The organism is Paenibacillus sp. TY11 (assembly GCF_059772165.1).
On record NZ_JCBAIQ010000029.1, the window covers coordinates 1 to 15,023 of the forward strand.

At 44.7% G+C, this 15,023-nt stretch carries 20 protein-coding genes and 1 pseudogene; 3 read left to right on the top strand and 18 right to left on the bottom strand.

The window, feature by feature from the left end; all coding sequences use genetic code 11:
• Positions 1 to 368: 368 nt before the first annotated feature.
• Positions 369 to 599, bottom strand: a complete 231-nt coding sequence (locus tag AC6EJC_RS23735; protein WP_444956078.1) for a hypothetical protein — start codon at positions 597 to 599, stop codon at positions 369 to 371.
• A gap of 195 nt (positions 600 to 794) precedes the next feature.
• Positions 795 to 1,409, bottom strand: coding sequence for a stage II sporulation protein M (locus tag AC6EJC_RS23740; protein WP_444956079.1), 615 nt, complete (start codon positions 1,407 to 1,409; stop codon positions 795 to 797).
• Positions 1,410 to 1,507: 98 nt separating this feature from the next.
• Here AC6EJC_RS23740 and pdaB point away from each other — a divergent pair, with 98 nt between their 5' ends.
• Positions 1,508 to 2,287 (top strand): polysaccharide deacetylase family sporulation protein PdaB, encoded by a 780-nt coding sequence (gene pdaB, locus AC6EJC_RS23745; protein WP_444956080.1) that lies wholly within the window; start codon positions 1,508 to 1,510, stop codon positions 2,285 to 2,287.
• Between the two features lie 106 nt (positions 2,288 to 2,393).
• A complete protein-coding gene (gene gerD / locus AC6EJC_RS23750) occupies positions 2,394 to 3,161 on the top strand; it encodes a spore germination lipoprotein GerD (protein WP_444956081.1) in 768 nt (255 codons plus the stop codon).
• Positions 3,162 to 3,199: 38 nt separating this feature from the next.
• On the opposite strand, the gene salA is transcribed toward gerD, so the two are convergent.
• The 4 genes from salA to AC6EJC_RS23770 form a co-directional block, all read right to left on the bottom strand.
• Positions 3,200 to 4,306: an iron-sulfur carrier protein/transcriptional regulator SalA gene (salA, locus tag AC6EJC_RS23755; RefSeq protein ID WP_444956082.1), complete on the bottom strand. Its 1,107-nt coding sequence runs from the start codon at positions 4,304 to 4,306 to the stop codon at positions 3,200 to 3,202.
• A gap of 60 nt (positions 4,307 to 4,366) precedes the next feature.
• Positions 4,367 to 5,143 carry an N-acetylmuramoyl-L-alanine amidase CwlD gene (gene cwlD / locus AC6EJC_RS23760; protein ID WP_444956083.1) on the bottom strand — a complete coding sequence of 259 codons (777 nt, stop codon included), beginning with the start codon at positions 5,141 to 5,143 and terminating at the stop codon, positions 4,367 to 4,369.
• 68 nt (positions 5,144 to 5,211) lie between these two features.
• Positions 5,212 to 6,381, bottom strand: a complete 1,170-nt coding sequence (gene sat / locus AC6EJC_RS23765) for a sulfate adenylyltransferase (protein ID WP_444956084.1) — start codon at positions 6,379 to 6,381, stop codon at positions 5,212 to 5,214.
• Positions 6,382 to 6,434: 53 nt separating this feature from the next.
• The gene (locus AC6EJC_RS23770) at positions 6,435 to 7,127 is read right to left on the bottom strand and encodes a phosphoadenylyl-sulfate reductase (RefSeq protein ID WP_444956085.1); all 693 of its coding nucleotides are present in this window, start codon (positions 7,125 to 7,127) and stop codon (positions 6,435 to 6,437) included.
• Positions 7,128 to 7,751: 624 nt separating this feature from the next.
• Between AC6EJC_RS23770 and AC6EJC_RS23775 the strand changes: the two are divergent.
• Positions 7,752 to 8,207, top strand: a pseudogene (locus AC6EJC_RS23775) (malic enzyme-like NAD(P)-binding protein).
• A gap of 586 nt (positions 8,208 to 8,793) precedes the next feature.
• Here the strand turns inward: AC6EJC_RS23775 and rpsI are convergent.
• From rpsI to AC6EJC_RS23835, 12 genes are all read right to left on the bottom strand, one after another.
• Positions 8,794 to 9,186, bottom strand: coding sequence for a 30S ribosomal protein S9 (gene rpsI / locus AC6EJC_RS23780; RefSeq protein WP_013312140.1), 393 nt, complete (start codon positions 9,184 to 9,186; stop codon positions 8,794 to 8,796).
• Between the two features lie 20 nt (positions 9,187 to 9,206).
• A complete protein-coding gene (gene rplM / locus AC6EJC_RS23785; RefSeq protein ID WP_013312141.1) occupies positions 9,207 to 9,644 on the bottom strand; it encodes a 50S ribosomal protein L13 in 438 nt (145 codons plus the stop codon).
• A gap of 183 nt (positions 9,645 to 9,827) precedes the next feature.
• Positions 9,828 to 10,613: a tRNA pseudouridine(38-40) synthase TruA gene (gene truA, locus AC6EJC_RS23790; protein WP_444956086.1), complete on the bottom strand. Its 786-nt coding sequence runs from the start codon at positions 10,611 to 10,613 to the stop codon at positions 9,828 to 9,830.
• A 151-nt stretch (positions 10,614 to 10,764) separates the two neighbouring features.
• Positions 10,765 to 11,130 (bottom strand): 50S ribosomal protein L17, encoded by a 366-nt coding sequence (gene rplQ, locus AC6EJC_RS23795; RefSeq protein ID WP_013312143.1) that lies wholly within the window; start codon positions 11,128 to 11,130, stop codon positions 10,765 to 10,767.
• Between the two features lie 34 nt (positions 11,131 to 11,164).
• Positions 11,165 to 12,109, bottom strand: coding sequence for a DNA-directed RNA polymerase subunit alpha (locus AC6EJC_RS23800; RefSeq protein ID WP_007432558.1), 945 nt, complete (start codon positions 12,107 to 12,109; stop codon positions 11,165 to 11,167).
• Positions 12,110 to 12,244: 135 nt separating this feature from the next.
• The gene (rpsK, locus tag AC6EJC_RS23805; RefSeq protein ID WP_013312144.1) at positions 12,245 to 12,640 is read right to left on the bottom strand and encodes a 30S ribosomal protein S11; all 396 of its coding nucleotides are present in this window, start codon (positions 12,638 to 12,640) and stop codon (positions 12,245 to 12,247) included.
• 19 nt (positions 12,641 to 12,659) lie between these two features.
• A complete protein-coding gene (rpsM, locus tag AC6EJC_RS23810) occupies positions 12,660 to 13,028 on the bottom strand; it encodes a 30S ribosomal protein S13 (RefSeq protein ID WP_007432560.1) in 369 nt (122 codons plus the stop codon).
• Positions 13,029 to 13,049: 21 nt separating this feature from the next.
• Positions 13,050 to 13,163, bottom strand: a complete 114-nt coding sequence (gene rpmJ, locus AC6EJC_RS23815; protein WP_003333770.1) for a 50S ribosomal protein L36 — start codon at positions 13,161 to 13,163, stop codon at positions 13,050 to 13,052.
• A 118-nt stretch (positions 13,164 to 13,281) separates the two neighbouring features.
• Positions 13,282 to 13,497 carry a translation initiation factor IF-1 gene (gene infA, locus AC6EJC_RS23820; RefSeq protein WP_006212898.1) on the bottom strand — a complete coding sequence of 72 codons (216 nt, stop codon included), beginning with the start codon at positions 13,495 to 13,497 and terminating at the stop codon, positions 13,282 to 13,284.
• A 2-nt stretch (positions 13,498 to 13,499) separates the two neighbouring features.
• Complete coding sequence (locus AC6EJC_RS23825; RefSeq protein WP_025724255.1) at positions 13,500 to 13,808, bottom strand: KOW domain-containing RNA-binding protein; 309 nt, start codon at positions 13,806 to 13,808, stop codon at positions 13,500 to 13,502.
• Positions 13,809 to 13,817: 9 nt separating this feature from the next.
• Positions 13,818 to 14,357, bottom strand: a complete 540-nt coding sequence (locus AC6EJC_RS23830) for a M24 family metallopeptidase (protein ID WP_444956087.1) — start codon at positions 14,355 to 14,357, stop codon at positions 13,818 to 13,820.
• A gap of 5 nt (positions 14,358 to 14,362) precedes the next feature.
• The gene (locus AC6EJC_RS23835; protein ID WP_322158392.1) at positions 14,363 to 15,007 is read right to left on the bottom strand and encodes an adenylate kinase; all 645 of its coding nucleotides are present in this window, start codon (positions 15,005 to 15,007) and stop codon (positions 14,363 to 14,365) included.
• Between the last annotated feature and the right edge of the window lie 16 nt (positions 15,008 to 15,023).

Genomic DNA, 15,023 nt, shown 5'->3' on the forward strand with positions numbered 1-15,023 from the left:
AGTTGGTTTATAGAAAGAGCGATAAGCTCATTTTGAAACTGACGAGATAAAATATCTCTTGTTTGATTTTGCAAGCAAAATCATTTACTCACTCGTTGTTCAGTTTTCAAAGATCAAACCTTCATAATGTCTCACTTTGTTTCATCACCGCGTCTCAGTGGCGACCTTTATAATATATCATCTCTTTTTGAAATTTGCAAGAGTTTTTTTAAATTCTTTTTTTCGAGCAAATCCTTCAAAAAGGAACGAAAATTAATTTACCATGAATACTGAATAGAGTCAATACTTTTTTTGATATCAGAAAGTATATGCTTTTTAAATAATTTACTTCCTGATATCTCTGATTTAGTTTCTTCTTCTTCATCTTTTCATTGTTTGGTTTGCGGGACTCGCCCTCTGCGAGCATATTTGGATAGTTCCTTGGGGGGAGCAAAACGGGCATACATGCGGAAAACCGTTTTATATCGAAGTGCGATTGCATAGCGAATATCCTGATCCAATCGGGTATCGCTCATGTCAAGCAGCATTTCATCTAGCTCCTTACGAAGAACGTAGTCAAGTTCCTTGCATTCTTTTTCGTTAAACAGCATTCCCAACATATGACCATACTCCCTTATCAGCAGATTATATAGTACTTATATTTGCTCAACTATTGTTCCAATCTTTACCTGTTTTTAAACTCAACTGCTAAGGTTTCAAACTTACTCCGATTAATCTTTAATATCTTTTCTTTACGCTCTCCCCTTTGTTATGTTCAATTTTCAGGAAATATATAAATAATTGGCCATAATATTTTAATGTGACAACAAACGATAAGTTATGCCGCTCTCAATTGCAGCTGCTATAAACAGCAAGATGACGGACCATATTGACACCCTCAACGTTTGTTTCATAAATTCCCCCCACGTTGGGCCAATTCCTTTACGCTTAAGCCCTATGCTTGTACCTATGGTAGACATTATGTTGATTCCAAACTTCAATCCGAAGGCACAGGCGATAATCAAAACAGGCAATTCAATCACACCGTGAGGCAGTAACCCTTTTACAACAACCTCATACATACTTCTTCCCATATCTGTCTGCAAGTGTACTACAAACCCTAAAACCATTCCGTTCACAATTAAAAATATAAAAGGTACCATTCCAAATAGAGCCCCCGTAAATATAACCAGCACACATTTGATTGCATTATTGAAAAAGATGAATACAAAAAAACTCCATTGTGGATGTTCAGAATTCTGCAAGCGTTGCGCTACTCCTCCCAGTTCCTCCATTTGTTGTGCCAACATGGATTGAATGGTGCCTGTACTTAACCATCCCACTACAATACTTGCGCAGAAAAGAAGTGCAGAAATTAAAATTAAGCGTCTTGTCGTGTGTAAATCGTGAAAAAATGCTTTTAGTCCCATTTGCTGATTCCTCCTATTAGTCCAATGGAATAATTGACAACCCCCGGCATAGCTTTAAGTAAACAAGCACTTCTAGGATGAAAGGGGCGTTATTAACCATGAATTCTTTTTTCTATGTATTGAACGGCAAAAAAATCAAACGATTCCTGATCGTAATAGCTGCAGCCGTCTTTACTGTTGGAGTCATTTATGTAGAAACCGATAATGTTACGGTTTTTTCCGAGGAAGCACCAACTGCCATTTATAGTGTACCCACGGACAAAAAGCTGATCGCTCTCACCTTTGACATTAGTTGGGGTGATAAGCGCACTGCCCCCATTTTAAAGGTTCTTGAAGATAAAAAAGTGACCAAGTCCACCTTTTTTCTTTCTGCCCCTTGGAGTAAAACGCATCCAGAGCTTGTGAATCAGATTAAAGAAAGCGGATTTGAGATCGGCAGTCATGGCCATAAACACGAAAATTACAGTAGCTTAAGCGATGAGGATATTCGTAAGCAGATTTCAACAGCTCACACCACATTAACCGAACTGACTGGGCAGTCTCCGAAGTTAATCCGTATGCCTAATGGTGACTTTGACAAAAGGGTTCTTCAAGTTGCCAGCACTTTAGGCTACAAAACCATTCAATGGGATACAGATTCCCTGGACTGGAAAAACCCCGGTACTCAGGTCATAATCGACCGTGTTGTAAATAAAGCACATCCCGGTGATATCGTTCTTCTGCATGCCAGTGATTCCTGTAAACAAACTCATGAAGCGTTGCCCGTCATTATCGACAAGTTGCGCGCACAAGGCTATGAATTCGTGACTGTATCTGAACTGCTTCAACAGGGTACAGTAAAAGGCAAAGAAGTTCGCGATCAGGCTCTAGGTCTTTAAGGAGTTATTTTACATCGTTCTCAGCTAAAAACCAAAAGCCACTCGACATATTTCTCCCCATTCATCCGCATACTATCCACATTCATGATGAAGGAGGAATACGGCCATGAATTGGACTCGTTTGCGATTTGTTAGCATGGTATGCGTTCTGGGCGTTGCACTGAGCGGCTGTGGCTCAGATCAGGGTTCTGCGCCTCCCCAGAACAGTTATAAAGAGATGAAAACGATGGTTGTCGATATCTTGAAAAGCGATGACGGAAAAAAAGCGGTAGAGGAGGCTTTAACCGGGGAAAGCAGCTCATCTAAAGAAGGGCAATCCGGTCAAAGCAGTGAAGAAGGTGGGTCTGGTGGAGGTTCTGGTGCAGGTTCTGGTGGCAGCATGGGAATGAAAATGCTTATGCCTATGCAGTCAGCTGAACAGATGAAAATTGCAGTCAAGGATACTTTGATTTCACCTGAATATAAAAAAGAAATCGAAAAAATTATGACTGATCCGCGTTTTGCCGGAGAATTTGCCAAAGCCATCAACAGTCAAAGTAAACAGCTTCATATGCAGCTGATTAAAGACCCTTCTTATCAAAAATCTATTGAAGCGATGCTCAAGTCGCCAGAACTGACTAAGATGTACATGGACTTAACTAAAACCCCTGAATATCGCAAACAATCTATGACAGTCATGCATGATGCCATGCAGAATCCGATTTTTCGGCTTGAGGTCATGAATTTACTCAAAACCGTTGTACAAGAGGAACTCCAACCTAAGGTTGAGAAAAAAAGCGGTGAGCAAGGCGGCTCTGGCGATCAGAAGCAAGATGGTGGCGGGGGTGAAGGAGAACAAGGTGGGGGCGAAGGAGAACAAGGAGGAGGCCAATAATAAAAAGGAGGTTGGTTCAACAACCAGCCTCCTTTTTATTATTCAGATTCCGCGTGCAACTTCGTAATTTGGGCGGCAATATCATTGTAAATAGCCCCAGTCGCCGACTCGGATTTATATACGGATGGTGAAAAGTCGGCTTCTGACGGGTGATTATCTGGAATACCCAGCGGAATTTGCGCCAGCAGTTTCGTATGAAGGGTATCTGCCAGCATAGCCCCGCCTCCCCGTCCAAAGACATAGTCCTTTTCACCGCTGGAGGATACATAATAGGACATGTTCTCCACAACGCCAATGACCTTATGATCCGTTTGTAGCGCCATTGCCCCTGCACGTGCAGCTACAAAAGCTGCCGTCGCATGTGGGGTAGTAACAATGATCTCTTCACTCTGAGGAATCATTTGATGCACGTCAAGCGCTACATCGCCAGTACCTGGTGGTAAATCAAGTATCATATAGTCCAGTTTGCCCCATTCGACATCACTAAAAAACTGTCTGAGCATTCTCCCCAGCATGGGACCTCTCCAAATCACTGGATTGTTCTCTCTTACAAAGAAGCCCATGGACATGATTTTGATACCAAATCGTTCCACCGGCTGAATGATACCATCTTCGACAGAAGGAACATCCTCCACTCCAATCATATCCGGCACGCTAAATCCATAGATGTCAGCATCAATTAAACCCACACGCTTACCCTTTCTAGCTAAAGCAGCCGCCAAATTTACAGATACTGTCGATTTTCCAACACCGCCTTTTCCGCTTGCAATGGCAATAAACCGGACGCCAGATGCTGGGTTAAGCAGCTCATGTTCTTCCATACCGACAGCATGTCCTTTGGTCAAAACAGGGTCAGCCGCTTCCTCGGTATCCTCTCCAGTTTGAATAGCGGACTTTTCATGCTCAGATGCCTCACGAATACGAATATGGACGTGACTTAATCCCGCCTCTTCTAACGTCTGCCGGATTTCTCGTTCCAGTTCTGTCCGCGTCTCTTCCTGGCTATTCAGAGTAATAGCGGTCAAGGATACCCGATCCTCTTTAACAACCACATCCCGAATAAAATGGAGATCGACCAGACGGCGTCCCGTGTGAGGCTCCCGCACTTGCTGAAGTAGCTCTATAACTTGCTCTCTCGATTGCATGAATAATCAGCACCTCTGCTTCAATGAATTTACGTAGTGGTAAACACTTACAGTATACCACTATCTGGCTTCTGGTGCTGACGAGATCCCCTTTTCTCCGGCACTGTAACGCAAAATCCCCTTATATATGGACGCCGCCACTTGTCTTTGATAGTTCTCGTCACCTAGTCGTCTGGCTTCCTCTGGATGGGACAAAAATCCGACTTCTACAAGGGCTGCTGGCATTTTGATAGCCTTCAACAAATAAACTGTGTCCACGGTCTTAGCCACTCTGTCCGTATTTTCCAAGTTGCGCTTAATCTCTTCCTGAATTAAGGACGCCAAATTCTCGTTATCTGCATGGTTAGGTACGTAAAAGGTCTGGGCTCCACTCCAACGGCTCGACGGGATACTATTCATATGAATACTTAAAAAGAGGTCCGCTTTCTGCTCCTCAATCATACGCACACGCTGCTTCAAATCCTCCGTTTTTCTTCTGGAATAGCCTTTTGTTTCTTGCTGCGCCAGATCGCGGTCATCCTCACGTGTCATGAAAACAACAGCTCCTGCTTGTTGCAAATAATCCCGCAAATAAAAAGCGATCGCCAGATTAATATCTTTTTCAATAATACCCTCTTTGCTAACTGCCCCTCCATCAGGCCCTCCATGTCCAGCATCTATAGCAATTACTTTACCAGTAAGCGGTAAACTCCAATGGGTCCAGGCTCTCGAAGCAGGTATCTCATACAATGCCAGCGTGATAAACAGAAAGGCGAGACAACAGCCCAACAGTATTCTTTGCAGCGTCCGATAGCGGATCCACAGTGTAACCTCGCGTCTACGATTATTTTTTTGCATAACAAAACGCCTCCGTCCTATACAGATACTAATAATCTATATGGGACGAGGCGTGTAGATAGTACAACTCAGGCATGAACAAATTCTTTCATACCTTCAATCAGCACTTGAGCGACTTCCGGTCGTGTAAATTCAGGTGGCGGGCAAACCCCGGAACGCAACATTTCCCGTACCTTGGTGCCCGAGAGCGTCAAATGATACTCCTTGGGATGAGGGCATGTTTTGCTTGAGGCCATATTCCCACATCGGGTGCAATAAAAGCTGTGTTCAAAGAACAACGGAGTAATCCCTAGCTCCTCAGGTGTAAAGTGCCTGAAAATTTCCTGAGCTTCGTAGGTACCGTAATAGTCCCCTACACCGGCATGATCCCTTCCAACAATAAAATGGGTGCAGCCATAGTTCTTTCGCACAATAGCATGGAAAATGGCCTCTCTAGGACCAGCATATCGCATGGCAGCAGGAAATACGCCCAGAAAAGTGCGTTCAGCCGGATAATAGTTGTCCAGCAGTACCAGATAGCTCTTCATACGCACATCTGCTGGAACGTCATCTGACTTGGTTTCACCGACGAGCGGATTTAGAAATAATGCATCCACAATCTCCATTGCGCTTTTTTGGATGTACTCATGTGCCCGGTGTACCGGATTTCGCGTTTGAAAACCGACTACCGTTTTCCAGCCCTTTTCGGCAAAAAGGTTACGTATCTGTGCTGGTGTGTAGTAAAACTCACTAAATTGTGCGGGCTCCGGTCGATTCAGAACTTGCACAGATCCTCCCACATAGGTAGTAGGTCGATCTAACAGTTTGTTTACACCAGGATGAGTCGGGTCATCCGTCTTGAATACACGTCTGGCTTCCTCAGCCTGATCAACCTGATAAATACTCTCAATATCAAGTACAGCATAGATAGTACCGTCTGTTTCACCCACCAAAGCCACCTGCTGACCTAACTTCAGTTCACTGGCAACACTTTCTGCCACTGCAAGAGTAATGGGAATACTCCAGACAGTACCATCGGCAAGACGCATATCCGTTACCACCGACCGATAATCAGACTCATTCATAAAACCCGTCAATGGAGAGAACGCCCCCACTCCAATCAAATCCAGGTCGGAAATGGTCCATGAGTTTACACGGATAGGAAACAATTCACCTGCAGCCTGCAAAAGTGCTTTTTGCTCAGGCCCTGTAATGATTCTATCGACAAGCGTTCCGCCATGCGGAAGAATTGCAGTCATAATGTACATCCTTTCTATTCATAAGTACGACTCATAGCTACCTGTATACCATTTTATTGATGGAGCCCACACTCAGTTTTCTCATTGCCTGACCAGCGACCCGCACGAGGGTCTTCACCTGGTAGGACTTCACGTGTGCATTGCTCACAACCGATACTAGGATAATTGCGGTCATGCAATGGATTATACAGTACATCATGAGTGCGGATATAGTTCCATACATCCTCGGATGTCCAGCTCGCCAAGGGGTTAAATTTAACGAGTCCAAACTTATCATCATACTCTACCTTTTTTGCATTCGCTCGGGTAGGGGCCTGATCGCGGCGAATACCGGTAATCCATGCATCGTATTGAGACAAAATGCGTGTTAGCGGCTCAACTTTGCGTATAGCACAGCATGTGTTAGGATCTGATTTCCACAGCTCCTCTCCATGCTCAGCCGCTTGCTCTTCGGGAGTGATTAAGGGAGATACCCGAACAAAATCCAAGTTGTATTTGGCCTCCATCTGATCTCGCGTATCGTAAGTTTCTTGAAAATGAAAGTCGGTGTCCAAGTAAAAAATGTCGGTGGAAGGGCTAATTTTTTGAAGCATATCTACTAGTACTACATCCTCTGCTCCGAAGCTACAAGCAAAGGTAAGATTGGGAAATGTATGAACAGCGTACTGGATAATTTCCTCTGGCGCAGCCTCTTCCAGTTCAATTGCCTTGACTCTAATCAACGCTTCTTTCTCCAATAAATTCATTATCAATGCGCCTCCATATGAAGATTCATAAATAAGTGTCATTTCAATACCGACTAAACTAATAAGATTAAATACAGTATAAAACTTTCATGTTCATTGTCAATCCAGGACAAAACGTCATGATGTAAACATTTATCCGCCTAAAATATGCAGGAACGTTGTTCTGCCAGCATTCTTTAATGTTCTCCTGCGTATCCGACCAAGTTCATTGACTTTATATAAAATATTCTTATACCAAACATTTGAATATTGTCCTTAGGTTGCTTGGCAAATAAAAGTAACTAGTTATAGCAAGAAGGTATGCTTGAATGATTGCTTTTTACGTCAACGGAGACGACTCGCTCTCTACTCGCCAAAGGCAAAGATGTACCCCAACGCTTTTAAACAAAGGCCTTGTTTTTACACCGAACGAATGGAAAAGTTGGGCCTTGAAGGTATATTGCCTCCTATGGTTCTACGCAAAATGCTTGGTTGAAATGATTTGTATAGCAAAATGTAGTATTGTACTATCGTCTGCTTACGGATTATCTGCGTGAAATGCTTCCCATCGTCTAGGAGCAACGTACCCTTATCTCTGCCCTGTTGCGGCAAGGCATTGGTAATGCTGATCAGATTCGGAATGCTATGATTAAGCAAGCACTATCTGAGGAAGAAAGTAAGCGTCGTTTTTGGATCTATCATTATCGTGGGCTGCTAACCGAGGGAATAAAAAATATATTTAACTTTCAGAAATCTAATTTGTGTTCCGTAGATGAAGTCCGTGCGTAGCCAAGATCAGATGAAGGTAAAATACCTCTGCTCGAAGTTATTCGCCAGATGAAGCCCACTATACTAATCGGGATCTCTGGTGTCAGCGGTGCTTTCAACGAGGAAATAATAAATGAAAAGGCAACCCGCGTTGATCGCCTATTATGCCCTATCCAATCCTACAGCGCTCGCAGAGGCCATTCCCGAGGAATTGATCCACTGGACACAAGCAAGGCCCTCATCGCTACTGGAAGCCCTCTTGAGTCTGTCACCTATGAAGGCCGGTTTATGGGACAGGACACTCGAACAATACATTTATCTTCCCCGACTTAGGACTTGGAGCGATTGCTGTGTAGGCTTAATTAATTACTAGAGGTATGTTCATTGCCGTTGCAATCGCAGTAGCCGAGGCGGTGACAATGCTAAGCTAGGGAGCGCCCTTCAGCCCAGTCTAAGCAGGTTAAATGAAGTATCCTTTCCCGTAGCCCTAGCTGTGGCCAAAGAAGCCATACAGGATGGCGTAGCCAGTATCCAGCTAGATCATATTAAGGAGGCCTTTCATAAAATCAGTGGAAACTAAACTATCCTCGTGTAACAGCACTAAGCTGAGACTTTAAGATGCGGCTATGTAGACTATCCGGACCTTATAAATTAGTCACAGGTTATGAACATTACAGAATAAACAGTGTTGAAATAGCAAACTGTATTTGTGCATAACAATACCGTCTTTAATTACATCGTGGATAACTTTCGTGTTCCGTGCAGTGCATGCGGTTATTTATGTATTCGCACGAACATGATGAAGCCCGCGAAGTTCTAGAGTAGATCTACTTATCCACATGTGGATAATGATCAGGAAATGAACTTAATAAAAAAAGAACCCTTTCCATAAGGAAAAGGTTCTTCTGTATTCGAAATATTAACGTTTCGAGAACTGTGGTGCACGACGAGCGGCTTTGAGGCCGTATTTTTTACGTTCTTTCATACGTGGGTCACGAGTCAGGAAGCCTGCTTTTTTCAAAGCTGGACGGAATTCCGGATCTGCTTTCAACAGAGCACGGGAAATACCGTGGCGAATTGCTCCTGCTTGACCAGAGATACCACCACCATGAGCGATAACGAGTACGTCATAGCTGCCAACTGTTTCTGTCAGGTTCAGTGGTTGTTTTACGATCAGTTTGAGAGTTTCCAAACCGAAATATTCATTAATATCACGCTTATTGATGACAATGCGTCCTTCACCCGGTACGAGACGAACACGAGCTACCGAATGTTTACGACGACCTGTCCCATAGTATTGTACTTGTGCCATGAAACTGTCCTCCCTTTTAATTATCCGCGAAGTTCGTAAACTTCAGGTTTTTGTGCTGCATGTGGATGCTCTGTGCCTCTGTAAGCTTTAAGTCTCAGCTTCATTTTCTCGCCTTGACGAGTTTTAGGAAGCATACCGTGAACAGCCAACTCCAACATACGCTCAGGCTTGTTCTTAACCATTTCTTGTGCAACCGTTACTTTCAGACCACCCGGATGCAGGGAGTGACGATAGTATTTCTTGTTCTCCATTTTTTTACCGGTCAATACGATTTTTTCCGCATTGATTACAACAACAAAATCACCTGTGTCCACATGTGGTGTAAACTGTGGCTTGTGTTTGCCGCGAATCAACGCAGCCGCTTCGCTTGCCAGACGGCCGAGCGTTTTGCCTTCGGCATCAATGATGTGCCAGTTGCGCTCAACTTCATTTGGCTTCGCCATATACGTAGTACGCATGAAAAGTATCCTCCTTAAGTTCGTTAACAGAAATCATCATTTATCTTCGTTCGTTAAGTTGCTGCATTATTGATGGATTAGATGTTACTTTAAAGTGATCATCTTAATTGGGGCTGTGGGAAAGCCATTAAGAAAACACAACTTTTATATTACAGGATAACCATCAATTCTGCAAGGGTAAAATCAATGTTTTTTGATGTTTTCGTCGTACTCTACATTCCAGAGCGTTAAAGCGTGTCCAACGGCCGTAGGTCCAGCCTTTGAACGATTTTTAGCCTCCAAAATGGAAGGAATATCATCCGACGATTTCTTGCCTTCTCCCACTTCCAGCAAAGTGCCCATAATAATCCGAACCATGTGCTGCAAGAATCCGCTACCTGTAATATAAGTATGAATAATTCCCTGATCATCCGAGCCCGGACGTGAAAAGGAATGGTCTACCGTCATATAGGCTTCGTAAATAGTACGAACATGATTCGTCTTTTGGGAACGTCGAGATGCGAACGAAGTATAGTCGAAGGTGCCAACTAAATGAGCCAACCCTTCCTCCATCGCTCTTACATCCAGACTCGTTGGATGATGGGCCTGTGTACGACGGTGAAAGATGTCCGGAAACCGGTTCGCATTAATACTGTACCGATATGTCTTCCGCTTCGCCATGCGGCGTGCATGAAAGGACAGCGGCACCTCTCTCGCATCCGTAACGATGATATCACGAGGCAGCCAGGCATTAAGTGCCAGACACCAGCGCTGTATCGGAATCGGCGATTCAGTATGAAAATTGAATACCTGCCCGTATGCATGCACACCTGCATCTGTACGGCCTGAGCCTGTAATTTTAAGACGTTCGCCCGTTAATGAGTAAATAGCATTTTCAAGGCAGTCCTGAATGGTGTTACCACTAGGCTGCGTCTGAAAGCCATCATAGTGGGTTCCGTCATAGTTCACCTTCATGCACAAGTTCCGCATGCTTCTCACACCTTTGCAGGGGTATTCTCTGGCCTTACAAGGAATAACCGAACATAACAAAGGAGAAGCCCCTCAAGGACTCCTCCAAGAGAAAAAAAGGGTTGTTCAGAATCAAGCCGATTCTGTCCACCCTTCCCTCATCTTCGCCTGTTTACGCGCGGTCAACCAGTTCCAGATATACCATTGGAGCGGCGTCGCCACGACGAGGTCCCAATTTCAAGATACGAGTGTATCCACCTGGACGCTCAGTGTAACGTGTAGCCAATTCGCTAAACAGCTTTTGGATTGCATCCTGCTCACCATCCAAAGTTTCACGGCGAACGAACGCAGCCACTTGACGACGTGCGTGCAGATCTCCTTTTTTCGCTTTGGTGATCAGTTTTTCAGCAATAGAACGAACTTCTTTCGCTTTAGCCTCAGTAGTTTGGATACGCTCATACAAGAACAGATCGGTTACCAAATCACGAAACAAAGCTTTACGGGCACTGGAGTTACGGCCCAATTTTTGGTATGCCATGTAATTTCCCCTCCTTCACAAAAACGTTGCTGTACTATTCTTCCGTACGAAGTCCTAAACCAAGTTCCTCGAGCTTCTCTTGTACTTCTTCCAAAGATTTGCGACCCAAGTTACGGACCTTCATCATATCTTCTTCAGATTTAGTCGTGAGTTCTTGTACCGTATTGATACCAGCGCGCTTAAGGCAGTTATAGGAACGGACGGAGAGATCCAGCTCTTCGATCGTCATTTCAAGAACTTTTTCTTTCTTGTCTTCTTCTTTTTCAACCATAATTTCAGCATCTTTTGCTTCGTCCGTGAGACCCACGAACAGCATCACATGCTCGGTCAAAATTTTGGCTCCAAGGCTCACTGCTTCCTCGGGACGAATACTTCCGTCAGTCCAAACCTCAAGTGTCAGCTTGTCATAATTCGTAACCTGGCCGACACGCGTATTTTCTACGCCGTAGTTCACGCGTGCAATCGGAGTGTAGATGGAGTCGACGGGAATGACGCCGATCGGCTGGTCATCACGTTTATTCCGATCCTGCTTAACGTAACCGCGACCGCGATTGGCAAAAATACGCATGTGAAGTCTCGAACCCGGTCCGAGCGTAGCAATGTGAAGATCCGGATTAAGAATTTCCACATCACTATCCGCACGGATATCTCCTGCCGTTACAACTCCTTCGCCTTCCGCATCGATTTCGAGCACTTTCTCTTCATCCGAGTGGATTTTAAGCGATAAAGCTTTCAAGTTCAGAATGATCTCCGTTACGTCTTCCTTCACACCGGGAACCGTTGCAAACTCGTGCAGAACCCCATCGATCTGAACCGATGTGACTGCTGCCCCCGGTAACGAGGATAACAGAATACGGCGAAGCGAGTTCCCCAGCGTCGTACCGTATCCGCGTTCCAGCGGTTCTACTACGAATTTTCCATAGGTGCCATCATCATTGACGTCAACCGTCTCAATTTTCGGCTTTTCGATTTCTATCACTGCAATATCCCTCCTTCAAAACGTCGCTCCTATATGAAACATTCACCTTATCCATAGTCTATCATGCAGTATACCTAAACATCCATTCTTGGCAGTTTGTGCCGGATCTATACTACACGCAGAGGAGAAATCTCATTAGACGCGACGACGTTTTGGAGGACGGCATCCGTTATGAGGTACCGGAGTTACGTCTTTGATCAGGTTAACTTCCAGACCAGCAGCTTGCAAAGAGCGGATTGCTGCTTCGCGACCTGCACCAGGTCCTTTAACCATGACTTCGACAGTTTTCATGCCGTGTTCCATAGCAGCTTTAGCAGCAGTTTCTGCGGCCATTTGCGCTGCGAATGGAGTAGATTTACGGGAACCACGGAATCCCATGCCGCCTGAGCTGGCCCAAGAGATTGCGTTACCGTGTGGATCTGTGATCGTAACGATCGTGTTGTTGAACGTGGAACGGATGTGTGCCACGCCAGTCTCAATATTTTTACGGTCACGGCGTTTTGTACGTACAACTTTTTTCGGTTTAGCCATTGAATGTTATCCTCCTTTCTTATTTCTTTTTGTTCGCTACAGTCCGACGAGGACCTTTACGGGTACGAGCATTAGTTTTAGTACGTTGTCCGCGAACAGGCAATCCACGACGGTGACGAACACCACGGTAGCAGCCAATCTCAGTCAGACGTTTAATATTCAAGGAAATTTCACGACGCAGATCGCCTTCTACTTTAACTTCTTTGTCGATCGTTTCACGTAATTTGCTCACTTCATCTTCAGTCAAATCACGAACACGCGTGTTTGCACTGATGCCTGTTTCCTTCAAGATTTTCTGAGAAGTCGTTTTACCGATTCCGAAAATGTAAGTCAAGGCGATCTCAACGCGTTTGTCACGTGGCAAATCCACACCAGCTATACGAGCCATTTTACGCTACACCCCCTTCTATTAACCTTGTTTTTGTTTGTGTTTCGGATTTTCGCAAATAACCATTACATTCCCTTTGCGGCGAATGACTTTGCATTTTTCGCAAATAGGTTTTACAGAAGGTCTTACCTTCATGTTGATTACCTCCTCCAAGCTTTACCCTGGTAAAACTCGCTTCGTGAACATTCACATCGTTTTGCCGAGCAAAACAAGTTTTTTTAAATGACGTACGTTTAATAAAAACCTGCATGAATTACTTGCGGTACGTGATACGGCCTTTGGTTAAATCGTAAGGCGATAACTGTACAACCACCTTGTCGCCTGTCAAAATACGGATAAAGTGCATCCGCAGCTTTCCGGAAACATGAGCAAGAATTTGATGACCGTTCTCCAGCTCTACCTTGAACGTAGCGTTCGGCAGTGGCTCGATTACCGTACCTTCAACCTCAATGACATCTTCTTTGGCCAAAGTCAGTCTCCTTTCTCTTCAGCTTGGTATTCGGACGAGTCCAGGAAAGTTTTCACTGCATGACGCAGCTTTCCGTTCGTCACCCGACCGCTTTCGTTTAAACTGTTTACAATCTCGCTACTAATCTTTGGCTGAGGTACCAAATGAAGAACATTTTTCTTCTTCGCTTGATCAAACTTTCGTTTATCCCCATCCGCAATATATACAAACCTGCTATCTGCTATTGAAACGACAACCGCAATCTGTCCGGCACCTCTGCCTTTCAGAATCTTCACCAGCTGACCGATTTGCAGGTTTCCTTGCTGAATCATTCCAATCACCTACGCACTCAGTTTCGTGAAAATGTCCATGCCGCCCGTTTCGCCCGTCACCGCTTGCTCGTTATGAGCACAAGAGGTCACGTTCATCGTAACGACCGTCCAGTTGTCTTCCAGCGTCCCTACATGGTGAGAACCTATTTGAATCATGGATTCAATAGCCAGCACAATGCCGGTTTTCAGCCTCGGCCCCTGCTCGGGAATACCACGGTTTGGATTCTCAATATATTGCCGAATGGCATGCGACATTGTAAACTGGCGAGTTTTCGCGATGATATCGCCTTTGTTTAACTTGCGTTTGCCGGGAAATCCGTGCACCAGTTGTTCGTTGACTGAAGCGCAAATGCTAGCAGGAAAACCGTTATAACCTTTAAAAGACGGCACAGCTCCCTGACTGCGAATATACCGATCAGCTAAATGATCAAGTTCACCGGTCGTAATACCGGGCTCGATGTCTCCTGCCAAGAAATGATTCGTATCCATAGTCATTTTCTTAGCTTTCCTCATAAAGCTTGATTCCGTCCCCGACTTGCAAATGATCATTACAGCTAACCCCGCAACAAGGACACGATATTTTGGGAAACCACATCAATATCCTGTTCTCCGTCAATATGACGCAGAAGATTCTGGTTCTCATAAAACGTGAGGAGTGGTGCTGTTTTATTACTATATTCGTCAAGCCGTGTTCTTACGCTATCTTCGTTATCGTCAGGACGCTGATAGAGTTCCCCACCGTCTTTATCGCAAATGCCTTCAACCTTAGGAGGATTAAAGACAATATGATAGCTAGTTCCGCAGCTTTTACAAACCCGCCGTCCTGTGATCCGTGCCAACAAGTTGTCACGATCCACTTTCAGGTTGATGACGTCATCTAGTTTCGTATTCAATCGACCCAAAATTTGATCCAAGGCTTCAGCTTGAGCTAAAGTTCTTGGAAACCCGTCTAGCAAGAACCCTTTCTTGCAATCCGGCTGTTGCAGCCGCTCTTCAACGATACCGATTGTTACGTCATCCGGAACAAGTTCACCCTTGTCGATATATTCTTTGGCTTTAATGCCAATAGGTGTTCCCTGTTTCATCGCTAGGCGAAACGCGTCACCTGTCGAGATATGAGGAATGCCGAATTCCTTCACAATGACATCTGCTTGTGTACCTTTACCAGCCCCCGGAGGGCCCATGATCAAAATATTCACAATCTGTCACTCCTCA